Annotated in this window: 13 protein-coding genes and 1 pseudogene; 12 read left to right on the forward strand and 2 right to left on the reverse strand. The window is 70.3% G+C overall.

What is annotated here, in order from left to right:
• Window positions 1-24 precede the first annotated feature (24 nt).
• The 4 genes from ACQP2T_RS43345 (at window position 25) to ACQP2T_RS43360 (ending at window position 4,098) form a co-directional block, all read left to right on the forward strand.
• Complete coding sequence (locus ACQP2T_RS43345) at window positions 25-1,854, forward strand: glycoside hydrolase family 15 protein (protein ID WP_433510669.1); 1,830 nt, start codon at window positions 25-27, stop codon at window positions 1,852-1,854.
• 369 nt (window positions 1,855-2,223) lie between these two features.
• Complete coding sequence (locus ACQP2T_RS43350; RefSeq protein ID WP_433510670.1) at window positions 2,224-2,595, forward strand: YbaB/EbfC family nucleoid-associated protein; 372 nt, start codon at window positions 2,224-2,226, stop codon at window positions 2,593-2,595.
• A 73-nt stretch (window positions 2,596-2,668) separates the two neighbouring features.
• A complete protein-coding gene (locus ACQP2T_RS43355) occupies window positions 2,669-3,010 on the forward strand; it encodes a hypothetical protein (protein WP_433510671.1) in 342 nt (113 codons plus the stop codon).
• On the forward strand, window positions 3,007-4,098 hold the full coding sequence (locus ACQP2T_RS43360) for a hypothetical protein (protein WP_433510672.1): 1,092 nt from the start codon (window positions 3,007-3,009) through the stop codon (window positions 4,096-4,098). Before ACQP2T_RS43355 ends, ACQP2T_RS43360 begins: the two co-directional genes overlap by 4 nt.
• A gap of 51 nt (window positions 4,099-4,149) precedes the next feature.
• Here ACQP2T_RS43360 and ACQP2T_RS43365 read toward each other — a convergent pair whose 3' ends face one another.
• A complete protein-coding gene (locus ACQP2T_RS43365; RefSeq protein WP_433510673.1) occupies window positions 4,150-5,337 on the reverse strand; it encodes an esterase-like activity of phytase family protein in 1,188 nt (395 codons plus the stop codon).
• Window positions 5,338-5,539: 202 nt separating this feature from the next.
• On the opposite strand from ACQP2T_RS43365, the pseudogene ACQP2T_RS43370 reads away from it, so the two are divergent.
• From ACQP2T_RS43370 to ACQP2T_RS43380, 3 genes and pseudogenes are all read left to right on the forward strand, one after another.
• A pseudogene (locus ACQP2T_RS43370) lies at window positions 5,540-6,994 on the forward strand (alkaline phosphatase PhoX).
• A 162-nt stretch (window positions 6,995-7,156) separates the two neighbouring features.
• Entirely contained in the window at window positions 7,157-8,284 is a 1,128-nt protein-coding gene (locus ACQP2T_RS43375; protein ID WP_433510674.1) for an anion permease, read from the forward strand.
• 64 nt (window positions 8,285-8,348) lie between these two features.
• On the forward strand, window positions 8,349-8,579 hold the full coding sequence (locus ACQP2T_RS43380) for a hypothetical protein (RefSeq protein WP_433510675.1): 231 nt from the start codon (window positions 8,349-8,351) through the stop codon (window positions 8,577-8,579).
• Window positions 8,580-8,582: 3 nt separating this feature from the next.
• Here ACQP2T_RS43380 and ACQP2T_RS43385 read toward each other — a convergent pair whose 3' ends face one another.
• Complete coding sequence (locus ACQP2T_RS43385; RefSeq protein ID WP_433510676.1) at window positions 8,583-9,077, reverse strand: DUF1761 domain-containing protein; 495 nt, start codon at window positions 9,075-9,077, stop codon at window positions 8,583-8,585.
• Between the two features lie 158 nt (window positions 9,078-9,235).
• Between ACQP2T_RS43385 and ACQP2T_RS43390 the strand changes: the two genes are divergently transcribed.
• The 5 genes from ACQP2T_RS43390 (at window position 9,236) to ACQP2T_RS43410 (ending at window position 18,905) form a co-directional block, all read left to right on the forward strand.
• Complete coding sequence (locus ACQP2T_RS43390) at window positions 9,236-10,093, forward strand: SseB family protein (RefSeq protein ID WP_433510677.1); 858 nt, start codon at window positions 9,236-9,238, stop codon at window positions 10,091-10,093.
• Window positions 10,090-10,488, forward strand: coding sequence for a hypothetical protein (locus tag ACQP2T_RS43395; protein WP_433510678.1), 399 nt, complete (start codon window positions 10,090-10,092; stop codon window positions 10,486-10,488). The genes ACQP2T_RS43390 and ACQP2T_RS43395 overlap by 4 nt, the downstream gene beginning before the upstream one ends.
• Before the next feature lie 97 nt (window positions 10,489-10,585).
• Entirely contained in the window at window positions 10,586-11,002 is a 417-nt protein-coding gene (locus ACQP2T_RS43400) for a YbaB/EbfC family nucleoid-associated protein (protein WP_433510679.1), read from the forward strand.
• On the forward strand, window positions 10,989-11,342 hold the full coding sequence (locus ACQP2T_RS43405) for a hypothetical protein (RefSeq protein WP_433510680.1): 354 nt from the start codon (window positions 10,989-10,991) through the stop codon (window positions 11,340-11,342). The genes ACQP2T_RS43400 and ACQP2T_RS43405 overlap by 14 nt, the downstream gene beginning before the upstream one ends.
• A gap of 99 nt (window positions 11,343-11,441) precedes the next feature.
• Window positions 11,442-18,905: a nucleotidyl transferase AbiEii/AbiGii toxin family protein gene (locus tag ACQP2T_RS43410; protein ID WP_433510681.1), complete on the forward strand. Its 7,464-nt coding sequence runs from the start codon at window positions 11,442-11,444 to the stop codon at window positions 18,903-18,905.
• The last annotated feature ends 22 nt before the right edge of the window (window positions 18,906-18,927 follow it).

Below are 18,927 nucleotides of genomic sequence, written 5' to 3' on the forward strand. Positions count from 1 at the left end.
CCGGAATCGTGGCAGGGAACAGGTATGACGGCTGGACCAGGCGGCTACCCCGAGGACTCGCGGTACCTACCGATCGGAGAGCACGGGTTGATCGGCGACCTGCGCACGGTCGCGCTCGTGGGCACCAACGGCACGATCGACTGGTACTGCTGCCCGAGCTTCGACGCCCCGAGCGTGTTCGCCTCGATCCTGGACGCCGACAAGGGCGGGTCGTTCGAGCTGTACGCCGACACTCTGGCGAAGACCAAGCAGTTCTACTTCCCCGACACCAATGTCCTGATCACCCGCTTCTTCGCCGTCGACGGGGTGGGCGAGATCCAGGACTTCATGCCGATCGAGGATGACTCCGACGAGGTGGACCGGCACCGGGTGATCCGCCGGGTGGCCTGCGTCCGTGGCGCCCTCCCGTTCCGCGCCCGGGTGGCTCCCCGGTTCGACTACGCCAGGCAAGCCCACACCGTCCAGCAGCACGGGTCCCGGACGACGTTCGAGTCGGAGTCCCTGTCCCTCGCGCTGTCCGCCAGCGTGCCCGTCGAAACCGACGGACGGGACGCCTGGTCGAGCTTCGAGCTCAAGGAGGGCGAGCACGCCGTGTTCGCCCTCGACCGGATCGGCGACGGGATCACCCCACGACCCTGTCCGATCGCGGAGGCGGAGGAGCAGTTCGCCGCCACGGTGCGCTATTGGCGGAAGTGGCTGTCCGCCTCCCGCTATCGGGGCCGGTGGCGTGAGGTCGTCCACCGTTCGGCCCTCACGCTGAAGCTGCTCACCTACGCGCCGACCGGCGGGATCGTCGCCGCGCCCACGACCAGCCTGCCCGAGCAGGTCAAGGGCGGACGTAACTGGGACTACCGCTACGTGTGGGTACGCGACGCCGCGTTCTGCGTGTACGCGCTGCTCAGGCTCGGTTTCACCGAGGAGGCCGAAGCCTTCATGGGCTTCCTGTCCACGCATGTCCCGCTCACCGGCCCCGGCAGTACCGGCCCGCTGCAGATCATGTACGGCATCGACGGACGCAGCGAGCTGCCCGAATCCGAGCTGAACCACCTGGAGGGCTACCGGGGGTCCGCGCCGGTCCGCGTGGGCAACGCCGCCGTCAACCAGCTCCAACTGGACATCTATGGAGCACTCCTCGACTCTATCTACCTCTACAACAAATGGGGCAACCCCATCTCCAGCGACCGCTGGGAGCAGGTCTGCACCCTCATCAACTGGGTCTGCGAGAACTGGGACCAACCCGACGAAGGCATCTGGGAGACCCGCGGCGGGCGCAAGGACTTCGTCTACTCACGGCTGATGTGCTGGGTGGCCATCGAACGCGCCATGCGCATGGCCGCCCATCGGGGGCTGCCCGCCGACATACCGCGCTGGCGGCGGGCCCGCGACACGATCTACCACCAGATCATGAAGCATGGCTGGTCGACCTCGCTGCAGGCGTTCGTCCAGCACTTCGACGACGACGTCCTGGACGCGTCCATCCTGATGATGCCGCTGGCCAAGTTCGTCTCCCCCACGGACCCCAAGTGGCTGTCCACCCTCGACGCCCTCGGCGGCGGGCTGGTCTCCGACTCGCTGGTCTACCGCTACGACCCCGAAGCCAGCCCTGATGGCCTGGAGGGGCCGGAGGGCACGTTCTCGATCTGCTCGTTCTGGTACGTCGAAGCCCTGGCCCGCGCCGGCCGCGTCGACGAAGCCCGCCTGGCCTTCGAGAAGATGCTCACCTACGCCAACCACCTGGGGCTGTACGCGGAAGAGATCGGACACACCGGCGAGCAACTCGGCAACTTCCCGCAGGCGATCACCCACCTGGCGCTCATCAGCGCGGCTTTCAACCTCGACCACGCCCTCGGCTAGTCCCTTGGGAGCGGGTCCACGCCGGGTCTTCCGCTCCCCCGAAGGGTGTCCCCCTCCAGGGACCCCAGCCACCACGGACCGCCGCCTTCTTCCGCTCCCTGGGGGTCCGGCGGGTGTTTCGTCCGTCACACGACCGTCTCGATCACTGTGACGGTCCGTCGTGGCTGGGGTCCCTTCGGAGGGATCCGCCCTTCGGGCGAGAGAGAAACGAGAGAAAGAAAACGGTCCGTCTCGGACCGGCCAGAACGCGTGGTTAACCGTCGATGAACTCTGATGATCATTGACGGAGAGCGCCGAGGCCGCCTCCTAGGATCTTGGCTGCGCCACCAGAGGCGCTGACCGCACCATGCTGCTTGGAGACCCCACCGCATGAACGACGAGTCCCCGGACTTCCTTGACCAGTTCGCCGCCCTGCGGGAGACCGGCGTCGCGGCGAACGGCCTCGTCAAGGCGGAGGTCGACGGCACCAGCGACCTGGTCGGGCTCGTGATCGACCCGAGGGCGATGCGACTCTCCTCGTACGAGCTGGCCGCCGCGATCAGGGTGGCGTTCAGCCAGGCGCGAGCCGCCGCCCAGGAGCGCGCGGCGGCGGCCATCCCCGACGCGCTGAAGCAGGAGACGCCCGAGCTGAACGCCCTGCTTCAGGACATCAAGGCAGACGCCCACGGCAACATGAACGAGATCCTCAGCGTCGCCAACGAGCTGACCATGAGGCTGGACCGGCTGATGCGGCCGACCTGATGAGCGCACGTGTACGGCCGGATCCCTGGCGGAGCGGGTGACACGAGTTACTAGCGGAGCGATGGTGACACGAGTGGAAGACAGGAACGGCGAGCTGCGGGTCGTCTTCGGCAGCCGGCTCGTCTCGGCGAGCCGGTTCGCGGACACCGCCGACCAGCTGGAGCAGTCCATGTGGGGCTCGCTTCACGGCGCCGGGCGAGCGGCGGCCGCCGACGGTCCCGACCGGCCCGGCGCCCAGTTCGACACCGAATTCGCGGGGCTGGTCGACCTGGTACGCGGCGCGTTCGGCGGCACCGCCGAGCGCCTGCGTGGCATCGCGTCCAAGCACGCCCTGTCCGAGGCGAACCTCACCCAGGCCGAGCAGGCCGGCGCGGCGGCCGCGGGCCGGACGACTACCCCGATCGAGGCGCTGTGACCTGGGAACTGCCACCCGCTCTGCGTGCGGTGCACGGCTTCGTCGCGGCCGACGCTCCCTGGCCGAAATCCGATGAGGTGTCGCGCCTCCAGGGGGCCGGCTCGTGGCTGGATCTCGCCTCCGCCGCCAAGGACGGCAAGGCGCAGGCGGATCCCGCCGCCGCGCACGTACGGGCGGCCGGTAACTACAGCGGCGACATCAACGTCTTCGAGAACGAGTACAGCCTCGAGTCGAGGCGGATGGACGACGGTTCCGTGGCCACCGCGCTGGTCGGCGCCGGGACCACCGCCCTCGTGGTGTTCAAGACCGCGTGGAAATACCTGCTCGTCATCACTCTCCTGGTGCTCCTGATCTCGCTCATCCGCGGGTTCCAGCTCGGTCCGGTGCTGGGGGCGCTGTTCGGCAGGCGGCGGATCATGGAGACGCGCAAGGCCCTGGCCGTGGCTCTCGGGCAGGTGGAGCGCAACATCGCCAGAGGCGCGGTCACGTCTCTCCAGATCGCGAGGCACATGCTGGCTCGTCTCATGATCATCCCGGGTGGGCAGACGGCTCTGGCCGGAGTCAACACGCTGACGCTCAAGCCGTGGGACAACAACTCGCAGGCGCAGGAGGACACCGAGCGGGTCCTGAACGAGACCCCCGCCGGCCGGGAGGCGCTGGCCTACGCCAGGGAGCACGGCATCACCACGCTGTACCAGAGCGGCCAGAACATCCACTGGTCCGACTACAACCGGCAGCTCAACGTCATCCGCATCGGCGGAGCCGAAACGGCCAGCTCCGAGGCGCTCGCCGGGGAGTTCGTGCGCCAGGTTCACATGGCCAAGGACCGGTGGGGCAACAGCCCGGCCGGCACGGACTTCGCCGAGTACAGCGCCGCCCGGGACAAGGAGGAGCAGGCGGCCAACCAGGAGGCGTACCGGATGGGGAGTCAACTGGGCCATGAACAGGCGGCCCGCGAGACCTACCTCGACGGCGGATACGGCTCCAGTTACCAGCGTCACCTGCGCGAACACGACGACGGGTGGAAGCAGGCGATCATGGGGGGACCGTTCAAGCTCTTCAACGACGGGCCCCTCGACTTCACCTGAGAGCCCCTGACGACGGTGGGGCGGGCGGTGCGGGCCCGCCCCCCCTCTTCGTCAGCGGGCGTGCAGGCGGAACGGCAGACGGACGGTGATGAACTCGTCGTTGTCCGGCTGCCCGGCCGTCCGTCCGGACGAGAACGGGAAGTTGTTGTCGTTGAGGATGCCGAGCGTACGGTCGTCGAGGATCACGACGTCCTCGATGGTCTGGAACGGGAAGCGGAAGGTCTCCCCGAACCCGCCCAAGCCCTTCGGGTTGGCCAGGTCCAGCAGGTCGGCGGCGAGCGTCTTGTCCAGCGCGCCGTCGTGGTCGCGGTCGCGGGTGTCGGCCAGGTAGACCCGCTTGAGCTTGGCCGCGTCGCCCTGCTCGTTGTCCCGCTCGATGATGAGGAATCGGTGCTCGTCCACCGCGATGGCGTCGCCGATCGCGTTGGTCGGGCTGTCCAGCTTGTACGTCCAGCGCTTGCCGGTGTACGCCCGCTTCCGGACGTCGAACTCGTTCAGCCGCAGCGTACCCGCCGGATCACCGCTGACCGTGCCCTCCAGCAGCGGGTAGAGCCACCGGCCGTCGGCCGAACGGGCCATGCCCTCGAAGCCCTTGCTACCGGCCAGATTCGGCGTCGCGCCGTTGAGGGTCGGGTTCTCCGGCGCCTTGACGCCGGGCAGCTCGATCGGCGCCTCCAGCAGCGTGCCGGTGGCGGAGAAGTGCAGCAGGAACGGGCCGAACTCATCGCCGATCCAGTACGTGCCGTCCGCCGCCCGCACGATCGACTCCACGTCGAAGTCGGCGCCGGTGAGCACCCGGTCCGCCCTGGTCAGCGGCCACGAGACCCGGCCGCGCGGGTCTGACAGGTTGAACCCGCCCAGCACCTGTACGGTGCCCGCCTTGAAGTCCGGCCTGATCCGGTGCACGCGCAGCAGGAAGTCGGCGCTGTTGTTCTTGCCGCCGTACCCGTTGTCGGACAGCACGTCGAAGCTGCCGTCGCCGCGCCTGACGATACCGCTGAACCCCTGGACCGGCTGGCCGGCGAAGGGCGGGGTGACACCGTTGATCGGGGTGGTGCCGATCTGGGAGCCGGAGGGCTCGCTGCCGGGCACGAAGGTCTGCGCCGGGAGCTTGGCGAATCCGGTCAGCTGGGCCCGGCCCGTGCCGTCCTGCGCGGCGGCGTAGGACGCGGGACCGGTCGTGGGGGCGAGGCTCATGGCCAGCAGGGCCGCGCCCACCGCGAGTGAGATGCGTTTCATGACCGGCACGCTAGGAGTGTCACATGACGTGGTTCCAAACACAGTGCGTACGAATCATTCACTTTCGGGCGATCAAGATGATCGATCCGGGTGCCGGTTCTTCCTCAAGCGTTCACCATAAGGACGGAGTGCGGGGTGCCGCCCGTTCCCGCGAAGCAATTGGGTCGGCTCCTGCAGACGTCAACGTTGGAGGCGATGTCCCATGTCCGCACCTGTCTCTCGCCGTTCCTTCCTCGGCCGCAGCGCCGCCGGTGGCCTCGGCATTGTGTTCGCCGGCAGCATCGAGGCGATCGCCGGGCCGGCCGCGTTCGCGGCCACGCGGCCCCCGCTCGGCTACGGCCCGCTGGTCGCCGATCCGGCCGGGGTGCTGGCCCTGCCCGCCGGGTTCTCGTACCGGATCGTCGCGGAGGCGGGGGTGACGCTGCTGGAGAGCGGCGAACCGACGCCGAGCGACGCGGACGGGACGGCGAGCTTCACCCGCGGCAAGGGCATCGGGCATGAAGGCGACGAAGCGGAAGCCGAGCTCGGGCGTGGGAAGGGCGGCGCCACGCTGGTCAACAACCACGAGATCGGCGGCAGCGAGCCGTACCGGGTGCCGGCGTTGCCCGGTCTCACCTACGATCCGGGCGCGGGCGGCGGCACCACCAACATCGACGTGGACGCGCACGGCGTACGGATCCGCGAATACGTCAGCCTGGCCGGCACGCACAACAACTGCGCGGGCGGCAAGACCCCGTGGAACACCTGGCTGACCTGCGAGGAGACCGAGCAGCGGGCCGGTGGCGCCTTCCAGAAGGACCACGGATACGTCTTCGAGGTCGACCCGTTCGACCGGCAGGCCAACCAGGACCCGGTGCCGCTGAAGTTCCTCGGCCGTTACTCGCACGAGGCCGTCGCCGTCGACCCGAAGACGTCGGCGATCTACCTGACCGAGGACGCCTCCGGCCCGAACGGGCTCTACTACCGCTGGACGCCGCCGAAGGGGTTCCACGGCGGCAAGGGCGCGCTGCGGGAGCTGGCCCTCTCCGACGGCGGCGCGACCGCGGGCAAACTGGAGGCGCTGAGCTGCTATCGCGACGGCACACACGTCGCCGACCTGTCTGAGGCCACCTCCCCCGGCACCCGCTACCAGGTCCGGTGGGTGGAGGTGCCCTAACGCGACGCGCTCGTCCAGTCCGTACGCACCCAGCTGCCCAACGACCAGATCACCCGCAGCCGCAAGCTGGAGGGCGCCTGGTGGGCGGACGGCGGCGCCTATTTCGTCGCGAGCTACGCACGCCACGCCGACGGCAGCGTCAACGAGCACGACGGCCAGGTGTGGTTCTACGACCCGCGCCACCAGACGGTCACGCTGAAGACCATCTTCGGCGTCAACCCCGACCCCACCCAGGACACCAACTACGACGGCCCGGACAACATCACCGTCTCGCCGTACGGAGGCGTGATCCTCGCGGAGGACGGAGAGGGCATCCAGCACCTGGTGGGCGTCACCGCGCAAGGCAAGGCGTACCCGATGGCGCGCAACGAGCTCAACGACAGCGAGTTCACCGGCCCCAACTTCAGCGCCGACGGCCGGATCCTGTTCGCCAACATCCAGAGCCCCGGCCACGTCCTGGCGATCACCGGCCCGTGGCGCCGCCCCTCCAACGCCGACTGAACCAGCTCAGCCCGCACCGGCTCAACCGCCCTCCGCCGACTGAGCCGGCTCGGCCGTGGCGCGGAGACCGGACTTCGTTATCTGGTCTCCGCTGGGAGTTCACGGCCGGTTCACCACGCGCGCCTAACGTCCGGGTTACGGCGAGACGATGGGGACAACGACATGGAGCACGTGACGTTCCTGGTCGTCGTGGTGATCATCACGGCGCTGGCCTTCGACTTCACCAACGGTTTCCACGACACGGCCAACGCGATGGCCACCTCCATCGCGACCGGCGCGCTACGGCCCAAGGTGGCGGTGGCGATCTCGGGCGTACTGAACGTCCTGGGCGCCTTCCTGTCGGTGGAAGTGGCCAAGACGATCTCCGGCGGGATCGTGGACGACAAGCTGGTGACGCCGCCGATGGTGTTCGCCGGGCTGATCGGCGCGATCCTGTGGAACCTGCTGACCTGGCTGTTCGGGTTGCCGTCCAGCTCCTCGCACGCGCTGTTCGGGGGCCTGATCGGCGCGGTCTGGGTCGGCGCCGGGATGCGCGGCGTCCACTTCGACACGGTGCTGCAGAAGATTCTCATCCCGGCGCTGGCCTCGCCGCTGATCGCCGGGTTCGTGGCCATGACCGCCACCTACCTGGCGTACACGATCACCGCCCGCGCCCGGCACGAGTCGGTGACCACCACCTTCCGCTTCGGTCAGATCGTCTCCGCGTCGCTGGTGTCGCTGGCTCACGGCACCAACGACGCGCAGAAGACCATGGGCGTCATCACCCTGACGCTGATCTCGACCGGCGCGCTCGCCTCCGGCTCCGGCCCGCCCGTCTGGGTGATCGCCGCCGCCGGGCTGACCATCGGCCTGGGCACCTACCTGGGCGGCTGGCGCATCATCCGTACCATGGGCAAGGGCCTCACCGAGATCGAGTCGCCGCAGGGCTTCGCCGCCGAGGCGAGCGCGACCACGGTCATCCTGGCCTCCTCCCACCTGGGCTTCGCGCTGTCCACCACACAGGTGGTCTCCGGCGCCATCCTCGGCACCGGCCTGGGCCGCCGCCTGGCCCAGGTCCGCTGGGGCCTGGCCGGCCGGATGGCACTGGCCTGGCTGCTCACCCTGCCCGCGGCGGCCGCGGTGGGCGGGGTGGCCGCCGCCGTGGCCACCACCGGCACGCTCGGCGTCACCATCGCCGCCGTGGTCGCGATCGCCGTCTCAGCCGGCCTGTACGCGGCCAGCCGCCGCGAGCCCGTACACGCGGGCAACGTCAACGAACTGCCCACCCAGCCAGAGCGGATCGCTGCCTGAAACCACCTGCCCGCCCAACCACAGCGGGTCTCCGCCTGAGGGGATCGTGCCTGAGGGGATCGTGATGGACATCAAATGGGCCGCTCTCGGCCAGGTCTTCGTCGTCAGCCTCGCCGTCAGCGTCGTCGTCGTGGTCGTCTTCTCCCTCGGCGTGCTGGCGACATCGGCCCGCCAGGTAGCCGAGGAGCGGCAGGCCACGGGCACCGGCCCGCTGGCCGCCGCCGTCCTGTGCTTCGCCGCCTGCGCGGCGGTGGTCGGCTACGGCATCTACCTGATCGTCCCGCAGTTCCACTGACCTCTACGGCCGAGGGCGGGACCAGCGGACGAGGATGGACACCGCGATCAGCGTCGTCATCAGCGCGTCACCGACGTGCAGGACGTAAAGCCCCACCGGATAGTGCTCGTGGATGACGGAGCCCGCGATCGCCAGTGCCTGGAACCCGCCCCACACCAGGAGGCCGAGCCGCAGCGCACCCGTCCAGGTCGCGATCCGCAGCCAGCTCATGAGCGTGGCCAGCACGAGCATCTCGATGACGTTCCTGCCGAACTGAGCGGCTATCTCCCACGCCTGGGGCGAGGTGGCCGCGGTCCCACCGCTCAGCCTCACCCACACACCGCCGAACACCGTGTAGTAGACGGCACTGGCGAACAGCGTCACCACGGCCGCGCCGACGACCGCCCAATAGCTGGTCCTGACGGTCGTCGTCTCCCGCCGGCCCGCCTGCTGGATCATCTGCTGCTCCGCCCGCTGACCCACCTGCTGGATCGTCTGCTGGTCCATCTTCTGATTCATCGTGATCTCCTGGTCCGCTCGCCTTGCCTTTGGTGGGGACGTCGACGCCGATCGGCCTGTCTCGACATCGCCGGCGAACGAAACACGAACTGATCGCCCAGGCGCCGGGCGATCGTACGGGCGACGGGTGGCGAGCGCGCGCTTATAGGCTGTGCCGTGTGTGGCAGGCCAGTGCTTTCGAAGAACAACTCGCGGCAGCACAGGCGCAAGGAGACCTTGCCCTCTGCCTTGGCCTGCTGCGGGCGGCCGACTTCGCGATGCCGATCAGCGAGGCCGCCGCCGCCGGCGACGAGCCCATGGCCTGGGCCACTCAGGCCGACGACGAGCGTACGTGGCTGATCGTCTACACCTCGGCACGCGCCCTCAGGGCGGCCACCGGCGTCGAGAACCACCGGGTCGTGTCAATGGTGGAGCTCGCCGCGGGCTGGCCGGACCTCCGGTGGGGGCTGGCGGTCAATACCGGGCTGGAGCTCGCGTTCTTCCTGGAGCCGGGTACGGTGGCCAGGCTCGCCGTGCCCACACTGGCCCAGGACCACGCGGTCGAACCGGGTGTCCCGATCGTGCAGAAGCTGCTGGGGCCCGCGGAGATCCAGGCGCTGCTCGACGACGGCGAGCCGCGGGTGTCCGGATACTGCCACCACGCCCTCGACGTCGCCCACATCGCGACACCGTCCGTACTCGCCGAAGCGCTGTCGCGGGAGGACGCGCTCACCGACCAGGGCGCCCTGAACATCCTGCGCTGGCCCGCGATCGGCGTCGACCTCTACCCGACGCCCTACGGCGGGGAGGACGAGGAGGGGATGCGGGCCGTCGCCGGCTGGGTGGTCGAGGGGCCGCCCTTCGTCGGCATGGGACTGGTGCCGAGCGTAGATCAGACGATCAGGGAGTACAAGGTGACGGGAGTCGCGCTGCCGTACGGGGCGGAGATCGTGGAGTTGGGAATCGACGGGGTGACCCGTGGCCGCGCCGTCTTCGACGGGGACCTCGGACAGTGGCTCCTGCGGGCGGCGCGATGACGCGGTCCTTCTACCGCGCCCGCTGGGGCGGGGTCGACTACGAGGCGGCTCCTGAGCTGCGTGCCGACGGGGTGTGGCTGCGCCTGCGCGACACCTCCGCGGCCGAGGGCGCCGGATTCGAGGAGATCGCCCCCGGCGTCTGGGTCAGAGCGGTGCGCGCCACGGAGTGCGAACGGGTGGACCTCGTCACGACGGTCTGCGCGTGGAAGGGCGTGTCCTTCCTGGTCATCGCGGAGAAGGACGGCGAAGTCCTCCTGGAGTACGCCGGCGCGTCGGTGCCCGTGGCGATGGAGCTCGGGCTGGAGCGGGTCGAGCGAGGCGTGTACCGCCGCTGGGTCGCCCGTGACGAGGTGACCGCGCTGCGCGAGCACGCGACTGACCTCGGGAAACTCTAGTTTTTTGCGAATTCACTATGAACAACGGTGAATGACGCCTATATGATCCGTTACTCCTGGAGCGGTTGTTACCTCTCTGTAATAAGGAGATGACGGCGTGCGTTCGACTGAAGAAGCTGCTACATCTGGAATGCAGGCTTACGCCGATGAACTACGCCAGACGTTTATTCGGTTACAGGACGACGGGCTACGCCTTTTCGCGGAGGCGAAAGCCGTACAAGTGACGGAGAAATCCCAGGACGGCCTGGTCGCGGTAACGGTCGACGCGCGCGGTGAACTGGTCCGGCTGGATCTCGACCCCCGGATTTACCGCCGCCCCGATGCGCGTACTTTGGCCGATGTCATCACCGACACCACCCACCACGCGGCGGAGAAGATGCGGCAGCGCGTCGTGGAGATCTTCGAGCCGGTGATCCCCGCCGAGCAGATGCGGGCGCATCTCGACGGCGACGTGGAGACCGTGCTCGCGCAGCTCGCCGACCAGATGGCGGGGAGGGAGAATGCCGGCTCCTAGCCCCCGGACCCTGTATCTGGGCCCGTCCATCGAGAGCGGCATCGCCCAATGGAACACCATGGCTCTCGACCTGGAGCAGGCGTGGCCGGAGGTGTCCGCTGAGTTGAAGGCGCTCAACGCGGCCGCTCCCTGGGGGAACGGCGCGGAAGGCCGGATGTTCGCGCAGGCATACCTCAAGGACGACGGCCCCAGCAGGCTGGTCGAATCCGGGACCGAGCTGGTCGGCGAGATCGTGGACGTCGGGCCGCTGCTACGCGAGACCATCGCCAATTCCCGCTCCACGGACACCGCGATCGCGGAGGATCTCGCCTCCAGTGGCCGAATCAGAAGGGAAGTGTGACGGTCCAGCGTGGCGGGTCGCGGTGACGTCAATTCACAGACGCCGGATGGGCTGCCATCGGACAGGTTCGGGGGGATCTCGGCCAGCGATGTGCGTCCGGTGTGGGAGACGGAGAAGCTGCCGGACTGGGTGGTTTACTGGCTGATCCCGATGCTCATGTCGGGGCAGGCGTGGCCCGAGGCCAGCGAGAGCGGTCTGTGGCGGCTGCGGGAAGCGCACCGGCGGGCCGTGGACACCTATGTGGCCACGTTCGAGCCGACCGGCACGGCGGTTCGGACCATCGCTGCGGGGTGGGAGTCTCCGGCCAAACCCGTCACGTTCACCCGCGTGGAGCGGATGTACGACGAGCAGACCGGCGCGCTGGCCAAGATGGCCGCCCACCATCAGTACGCCCAGCAGGCCGATGCCTTCGCGCTGGAGACCCAGTACTCGAAGATCTCGATCAACGTGGCCTTCTGGGTGGCCGTCATCGCGATCGCCGTCGCGTTGCTCGTCTCGTTCTTCTCGGCCGGCGCGACGGCGCCGCTGGTGGGCCCTGCGGCGGCGAGCCTGCGGCTGGCCATCAGGAACATCCTCACCCGCCTGGGGATCGCGGCGGCCCGCCCCGCCGGGGTCACCGCTGCGGGCCGGCTGACCACCCTGGCGGGCGGCACTCTAGGCCGCCGACTGATGTCGGCCGGGCTGACCCACGAACTGATCGAGGAGATCGGTGAAGAGGTCTTCATCGACGCCTTCACCCAGTACAAGCAGATCCAGATGGGCACCCGGCTGAGCTGGGACTGGGACAAGACCATGGCCGCGGCGGTGGGCGCCGGTGTGGGCGCCGTCGCCGGCACCAAGCTCGGCGCTCCGGTGTCCCGGCTCACCAGCGCCGTCCCAGGGATCAGCCACCTCAACCGGACGGCGGGCGACCTGCCGGGGTGGGGCAACGCCTTCCGGCGATTCCCCGGCCGGGCGTTGAACACGGGCCTGAACAACGTGGTGGCCTCGCCTGCGGGCAGTTTCGTCGCCAACGGGCTCGTGTACGGGCAGTGGGAGCCGCCGACCGCCGACTCCCTGGTCGGTGGGTTCATGGGTGGGGCGGGCCGGACGAACACGATCAGCCCGTTCAACCCCAGCGTGGCCGGGGCGGTGCTGCACCCGATGAGCGCCCTGAACTCCGCCTTCGACACCGCGGCGGCCACCGACCTGGCGCGCGCCACCGACCTGGCGCGCGCCACTGACCTGGCGCAGGCCACCGACCTGACACAGGCCGACACAGACGCCCGGCCCGACACAGGCCCCGATACGGGCGCCCGGCCCGGCACGGATGCGCGGTCCGGCACCGACGCGCGGCCCGGCCACGGTCAACGGCCCGCTGGTGGTCCGCAGTCTCCGCCGAACGGGACGGGGTCCTACGGCGGATCGGCCTCCCCCACGGTCCCCCCGCAGGGTACGCCGGGCGGTCCGGGACGGCCGACGGCCGAGCCGCCGGTGAACGACTCCCGGCCGATGACCTCCCCGAGCCCTCCCGACACGCCCCAGACCAGGCAGCCCGCACCCCTGCCCGGGGATCCGCAGCCGGGTGGGGATCCGGGACAGCCCGGCTCCAGCGCATCGGCCCCCGGGCCGACCCGGCCCGCCGAGCCCGCGCCAGCCGAGGCGGCACGACCCACCGACCCCGCGGCTCTGGCCGACTCCACGGCACAGGCCGGTCCCGCAGCACAGGCCGACCCCCACGCGCAGGCGGATCCCGCACCACAGGCGGGTCCCCAAGCACAGGCCGATCCCGCACCACAGGCGGGTCCCCAGGCACAGGCTGGTCCCGGGACGCAGGTCGACTCTGCGACACGGCCCGACTTGGCGGCCCAACCGGATCCGCAAGCCGCCGGCCCAAGCCGACCAGGCCCGCAGGCGACGGGCGGCCAGGAAGCCTCGGCCAGCGGTCAAGGAGTCGGGGACGCGCCCGGCCAGCACTCCAGCCAGACGACCACGACGGCGCTCGCCACCGAGGGAGATCACCGGCCCGCGAGCATCGACGACCTCATCAACCGGGGCTCCGCACCCCGCACAGACGACCTCACCAACCGGGACACCACACCCCGTACAGCCGTGGACCACGCGACCCGGACCCCGACCCTCAACATGGACCCACCCCCCAGGTCCGGCCAGACGCTCGCCAACGTCCACAACCCCCGGCACGTCCCCCTGGCCGCCCAGTGGGAGCCCCTGCGCGGATCGGCCACCCCCGAGCCGATCACCGTCCCCCACACCGAGGGCGCGGCCCAAGTGGAGGCCCGCAGGCTGCTCGTCCCATGGCGGGGCGGGTTGCACCCCGTCACGGAGTTCACCGTCCGGGTCCAGTATCGCGCCGACCTCCGACTCACCCCCGAGGAGATCGCCGACGCGCACGAACGCCTGCTCGAAGGGATCGACCTCTACTACAACCACCAGCACAAACTGTCCGACGGGTCTCTCCTCCACGTACGGATGGAGTTCGTGGCCGCGCCCGACGAGGCGCCGGACGGCACGGTCGTCCTGCTGCACCCCGGGACCGGCACCCGCGCCGCCGACTTCGCCGACCGCCAGAGCTGGCACGGCGAAGGCGAGGTGATCAGCACTCCGCTGGACCAGCTGCGGTCCTACCGCGACCGGCCCCCGATCCACTACCTGAGCTGGTACGCGGGGATGGAGCCGGTCGTGTTCGCGCACGAGACGCTGCATCTGCTCGGCATGCTCGACGAATACGTCCACCCGCTCGCCGAGGACCGGCGCGACCTGGCCGCGGGCGGTGTGCACGCCGACTCCAACCTGCTGGGTCAGGCCCAGCTGTTCTGGTCGGCCGGCCGACCTGTGCTCGACCGGGACGGCCGTACGGTGGCCGAAACGGCGGGGCTCCGCGACCGGCACCTGGAGCACCTCTTCGCGCTTCTGCCGGAGAGCGACCTGCGGCCCAAGGTGCCGCTCACCCGGCCCGCCCCCGCCGCCCCGGCCGAGGAGTGGTCGCGGCCGGAGTTCGAGCCGGCCGGTCGTCTGCCGGGGAACGTTCTGAGGCTGGTCGAGGAGTTCCCGTCCGACGGGCGCCCGCTCGTGGAGCACCTCCGGCTGCTCGAACGCATGGACTGCCTGTTCGCCGACGGTCGCCCGCTGACGAACGAGCATCTGGCGTACACGGACGCGCTGGTCCGGATGACGCGGGACATCTACGGCACCGGGCCGGAGTACTCCTTCGCCATCGCCGAGCTCGCCGCCGTGAAACACCTGGCCGAGCTGCTGCTCGGCGACTCCGTACCGCGGATCGACCTGCTGCGGACGGCGGTCAACGCGTTACTGGGCCGGGACGCGACCACGGCGGTGACCACCCAGCAGGTCCACCTGCTGGTAAACCTCGCGGCTACCGTGTCGCCCCACCCCGGAGAGCCGGGAGCGGACACGCTGCGCCGGGCCATCCAGAGCTTCCGGCGCTCGATGCCGGGCGTCATCCAGCTCCGCCGCGCGGGAATCAGCCTGCCCACGACCCCGGCGCAGACAGACCCCACCGCAAAAGCACAGTCGGACCCCAGCGCGAAGAGACAGGCGGATCCCACCGCGACGGCGCAGGCGGTCCCCAGCCCGGATCGCAGCACGGATCGCAGCGCGGAGCCCAGCACGGATTCCGCCCCCAATCCCACCGACGGCCTCCGCTCCAGCCTCAGCCCCACCGGTGACCGCAACGCGGACAGCGATCCCCGCCAGTTCCTGCGCTTCTGGCGCGACCTGATGAACCAAGTACGCGCCGAAGCCCACCGGCGCGGGACGGCGCCGCTCGACGAGCTGCAGCAGTTCGCGCTCCAGCGCGCCATCGGCCGCATCTTCGCCGCCAACCCCGACGACTGGATGCTCAAGGGCGGCCAGGCGATGCTCTCCAGAAACCCGGGCGGGCGGGCGAGCACCGACATCGACCTCGTCCGGATGTCGGGGAACCCGGACCCGGACGCGATGGCCGACGAGTACGAGGCCGCGCTCGCCCGCGATCACGGCGACCAGCTGCGGTTCGTCCGGGAGTCCAAGACCTACATCCTGCACGGCAAGGCGGTCAGGATGGCGCACACGGTCTACTGCGGCGACATGGAGATCATGCGGCTCAGCGTGGACCTCGCCCCGCCGCGTACCCGTGCGGTGTGGAAGGAGCCGGAGATCATCCCCTTCCCCCAGCAGATCCTCGCGACGGGGCACCCCGACGAGAGCCCGCGCCTACGGGTGATCTCCTACCACGACACGCTGGCGCACAAGGTGTCGGGCATCTACACCCACGGCATCAGGACGCTGGAGACGCGCTGCCACGACTGCATCGCCCGTGGCAAGGGGTTGTTCAGCTGCAAGGCGGGCGACCTGCCGTACCGGTGCCAGGACCTGGTCGACATCCTGATGATCATTCTGAACTCCTCGTGGGACGGCCCGGCCACGCACGCGATGCTGCACGCGGAGTTCGCCTGGCGGCTGGAGCAGGGCGAGAACTTGAAGGTGCCGTCGGCCTTCGAGATTCCCAGCCCGGACTGGTTCCGGAAGTTCGACCAGTACGCCAGGACGACCCCCGGCCTGCCGTACGCCGGGCTCACCGAGGCCATTCCGGTCGCCCAGGCATTCCTCGATCCCCTGCTGCGGGAGGAGGCGCCGCCGCCGAGCCGCTGGGATCCCAACCTCCGCCGCTGGGTGGAGACGGACGACGTCACAGCCCCGGACGCCTCCGGCGACACGGTCGCGCCGGACGGCACCGCGGACGTACGGCACCTTCAGGTGCCCAGCACCGCACCGGCGTCGGCGGTGCACGCCGACCCGGACATGATCGCGACGTGGGACCGGCTGTCCGCGGGCGACCTCGACGCCGAACTGTCCGAGCTCAAGCAGCGCACCGACCTGTCCCCCGCCGAGAAGGTCGACTTCATCCGCAGCCGGATGATGTACGACAGCGGGTACGTCGAGCTGACCCGCGTCCCCGGCCCGGACAACCAGCACTTCAAGCACCTGCGCTTCTACGCCCACCAGCGCGGCGAGCTGTACAGCCACGCGGCGGCCCTGATGGCCGATCCGGACACCACGGTCGAGATCGCCTACGAGCCGGACCGCGGCTTCAAGACCTTCCAGTGGGACGCCCACCAGTCCCACCTGGCCTACCTCGGCACCCTGCCGAGCGGCATCACCCTGGACGAGGCCAACGCCGCCGTGCTCCACCAGATGATCAAGGGGCGCGCCGTCAACGACCCCAAGGCACTGGTCGACGCCCTCATCGAGCTGCACGCCAAGCCGCTCCGGGACGCCTTGGCCCTGCGGCAGCGGCTGATCGACGACTACGGCGTAGAACCGCACCGGGTCCGGCTGGCGTTCGCCAACACGAGCCAGAAGAGCCACTACAGCGAGTCGCAGTGGATGCGGGCCCAGCTCTTCGCCCTACAGGCGATCCAGGCCGACCCGGTTCAGGCGCGGCAGCGCATGGTGGACGCGATGCTCGGGCCGGACGAGGCCACGGCCGCGCGGCGCACGGCACGGGCCCAGGCGGTGATCGACCGACTCCACCAGGCGAACGGCCAGGCCGACAGGCAGGCGAACGGCCAGGTCGGCGAGTACGCCCTGCTCTGGGTCCGTGACACCCGAGGCCAGCCCGTGGGCGGCCGGCACGGCCCGCACCTGGACACCCGGCCCGAGGTCCTGCGTCAGACGATCGAGGCGCTGCGCGCCCGCCATCCCGGCCGGCGCGTCGTCCTCCTCGGCGACGACATCTTCGCCGGCCGTCCCGAGCTGGAAGAGGACTGGCGCCAGGAAGGGGTGCTGGACGAGGTCGACACACGGACGCTGGTGGAGTTCTGGGCGGCCGAGCGCAACGGCGGGCAGGCGTTGAGCTACGCCGAGCAGGGCCTGTTCTTCCATCGCCTGACCACCCAGAGCGACGTGGTGCAGATCGGGATGGAGAGCGGGGCGCTGGAGATCCCGGCCATGCTCGGCGTGCCCACCGTGTACTTCGAGGCCAGGGAGCACGACGGGAACAAGGGCAACCGCTGGCAGCTCTACTGGCAGGACTGGGCCTACGGCGACTCCGAGCCGGTCCTCGACGAGCGGGGCAATCCGCGCTTCGACCCGAGCGGGCGGCCGATCACGAGGTTCGTCACGACGGAGACCAGCCAGGCCCCGCTGCCGGCGATGCGGCGGCTGCTGTTCGGCCCCGACCTGCCCGACCCGGCCAACCGCCGGGGCCAGCCCGTCGCCGTCTACTACCCGGCCCGCGTCGCGGTCACGGTGGACCGGATCAACCGGCTCATCCGCGGCGGTGAGCTGGATCAATGGCCGGACCGGCTGGGCAGTAGCGCAACGCTCGACGGTGACCGCTGGACGTACTGGAGCGAGGAGGACTGGAAGCGCAGCGCGTACTACGCCGAGCAGCTGCGCCGATGGGTGCGCGTGGACGCCGGGACGCCCGAGGAGGCCGGCCGTAAGTGGCACGGCATCCGGCTCGCCCTGCTGGGCGTGCTGGAGCCGCAGTTCACCGTCGACCAGGAGTACGAGGGCGTGTCCCTGGCGCATCCGTACGCCGTGCTGCATCTTGAGCGCTCGCGCATCGACGTGGACGCCATCCGGATCTCCCGTGCGTACGGCCTGGATCCCGGCGAGCGCGCCGCCGCCGTCGCGAACGCGATCAAGTCCCTGCTCGACTCGCCGGGCTTCGCCCGCCAGGCCCTCGACGACCTGCGGCTCTTCCAGCTCGACCGGTCAGAGGTCCGCGACCTGGGCGAGGCGGTCGGCCGGGTGACGGCGGCGCCGGTGCGGCCGTACGCCGACCGGCTCGACGTCCCCTTCGGCGAGGGGCAGCCGACGCCCCGCCAGGTGCTCGACCGGTTCGACGCCACCAGGGCGGGGCTGCCGGAGGTGAGCGCGCGGGCGGCCGCCGCCTACATCGCGCGCCACGCCGCCGCGCGGCCGTGGCTGGCCGCCGCGGCCGGTCTGGACTCCGCCGTCCAGCGCGTGCTGGTCGCCATCGACCAAGGTCAGGGCCATCATCTCGCCCGGCACGGGGCGTTCGCCGCCGACGGCCGGCTGCACGGCCGTGTCGCGCGCCTCGAAGATCCGGCGCAGCTCGACGAGGAGCTGCGGGGGCGCGCCACCGACGCGTTTCGGCCGGGTGACCTGGAGCACCGCTGCCCGGACACGGCGACGGCCATCCACGATCCGGTCGCGTTCGCCGTGGCCTTCGCCCGCGCCCTTGAGCACCCGGTCATGCGCGGTGCTCTCGCGACCCCGTTCGACCCCGATCAGCGGCCCGGCCGGGTGTCCTTGCCGATCGACGAGCTGCTCGGCCCCGACGGCCATCTGTACTGCGCCGGATTCCGGATCGTGCCGGTCGACGGCAGCCCGGAGACCGCCGTCGCGAACCGGTTGATCTGGGTCAGGGCGCTGCGCGCCGGCGAGCGGCCGGGCGTGCCGGAGCCGCAGGCCACGCCCATGGAGAGCTTCGACGGCGGCACCGTCGAGTTCTTCTTCCAGGCCAACCGCCAAGGGGACGGGTACGAGATCTCCACGATGTTCGCGGATCCGCCGCCGCCGCCGGGGAGGTGAGTGAGCGCCAACAGCGGCCGGT

Source organism: Nonomuraea sp. CA-143628 (assembly GCF_050942315.1).
Lineage (GTDB): Bacteria > Actinomycetota > Actinomycetes > Streptosporangiales > Streptosporangiaceae > Nonomuraea.

Excerpts from the sequence above, each read along its gene's own strand:
- ACQP2T_RS43380 (WP_433510675.1), top strand. The coding sequence starts at position 8,349 with ATGGACATCAAATGGGCCGCTCTCGGCCAGGTCTTCGTCGTCAGCCTC.
- ACQP2T_RS43345 (WP_433510669.1), top strand. The coding sequence starts at position 25 with ATGACGGCTGGACCAGGCGGCTACCCCGAGGACTCGCGGTACCTACCG.
- ACQP2T_RS43365 (WP_433510673.1), bottom strand. The coding sequence starts at position 5,337 with ATGAAACGCATCTCACTCGCGGTGGGCGCGGCCCTGCTGGCCATGAGC.
- ACQP2T_RS43375 (WP_433510674.1), top strand. The coding sequence starts at position 7,157 with ATGGAGCACGTGACGTTCCTGGTCGTCGTGGTGATCATCACGGCGCTG.
- ACQP2T_RS43405 (WP_433510680.1), top strand. The coding sequence starts at position 10,989 with ATGCCGGCTCCTAGCCCCCGGACCCTGTATCTGGGCCCGTCCATCGAG.
- ACQP2T_RS43395 (WP_433510678.1), top strand. The coding sequence starts at position 10,090 with ATGACGCGGTCCTTCTACCGCGCCCGCTGGGGCGGGGTCGACTACGAG.
- ACQP2T_RS43385 (WP_433510676.1), bottom strand. The coding sequence starts at position 9,077 with ATGAATCAGAAGATGGACCAGCAGACGATCCAGCAGGTGGGTCAGCGG.
- ACQP2T_RS43350 (WP_433510670.1), top strand. The coding sequence starts at position 2,224 with ATGAACGACGAGTCCCCGGACTTCCTTGACCAGTTCGCCGCCCTGCGG.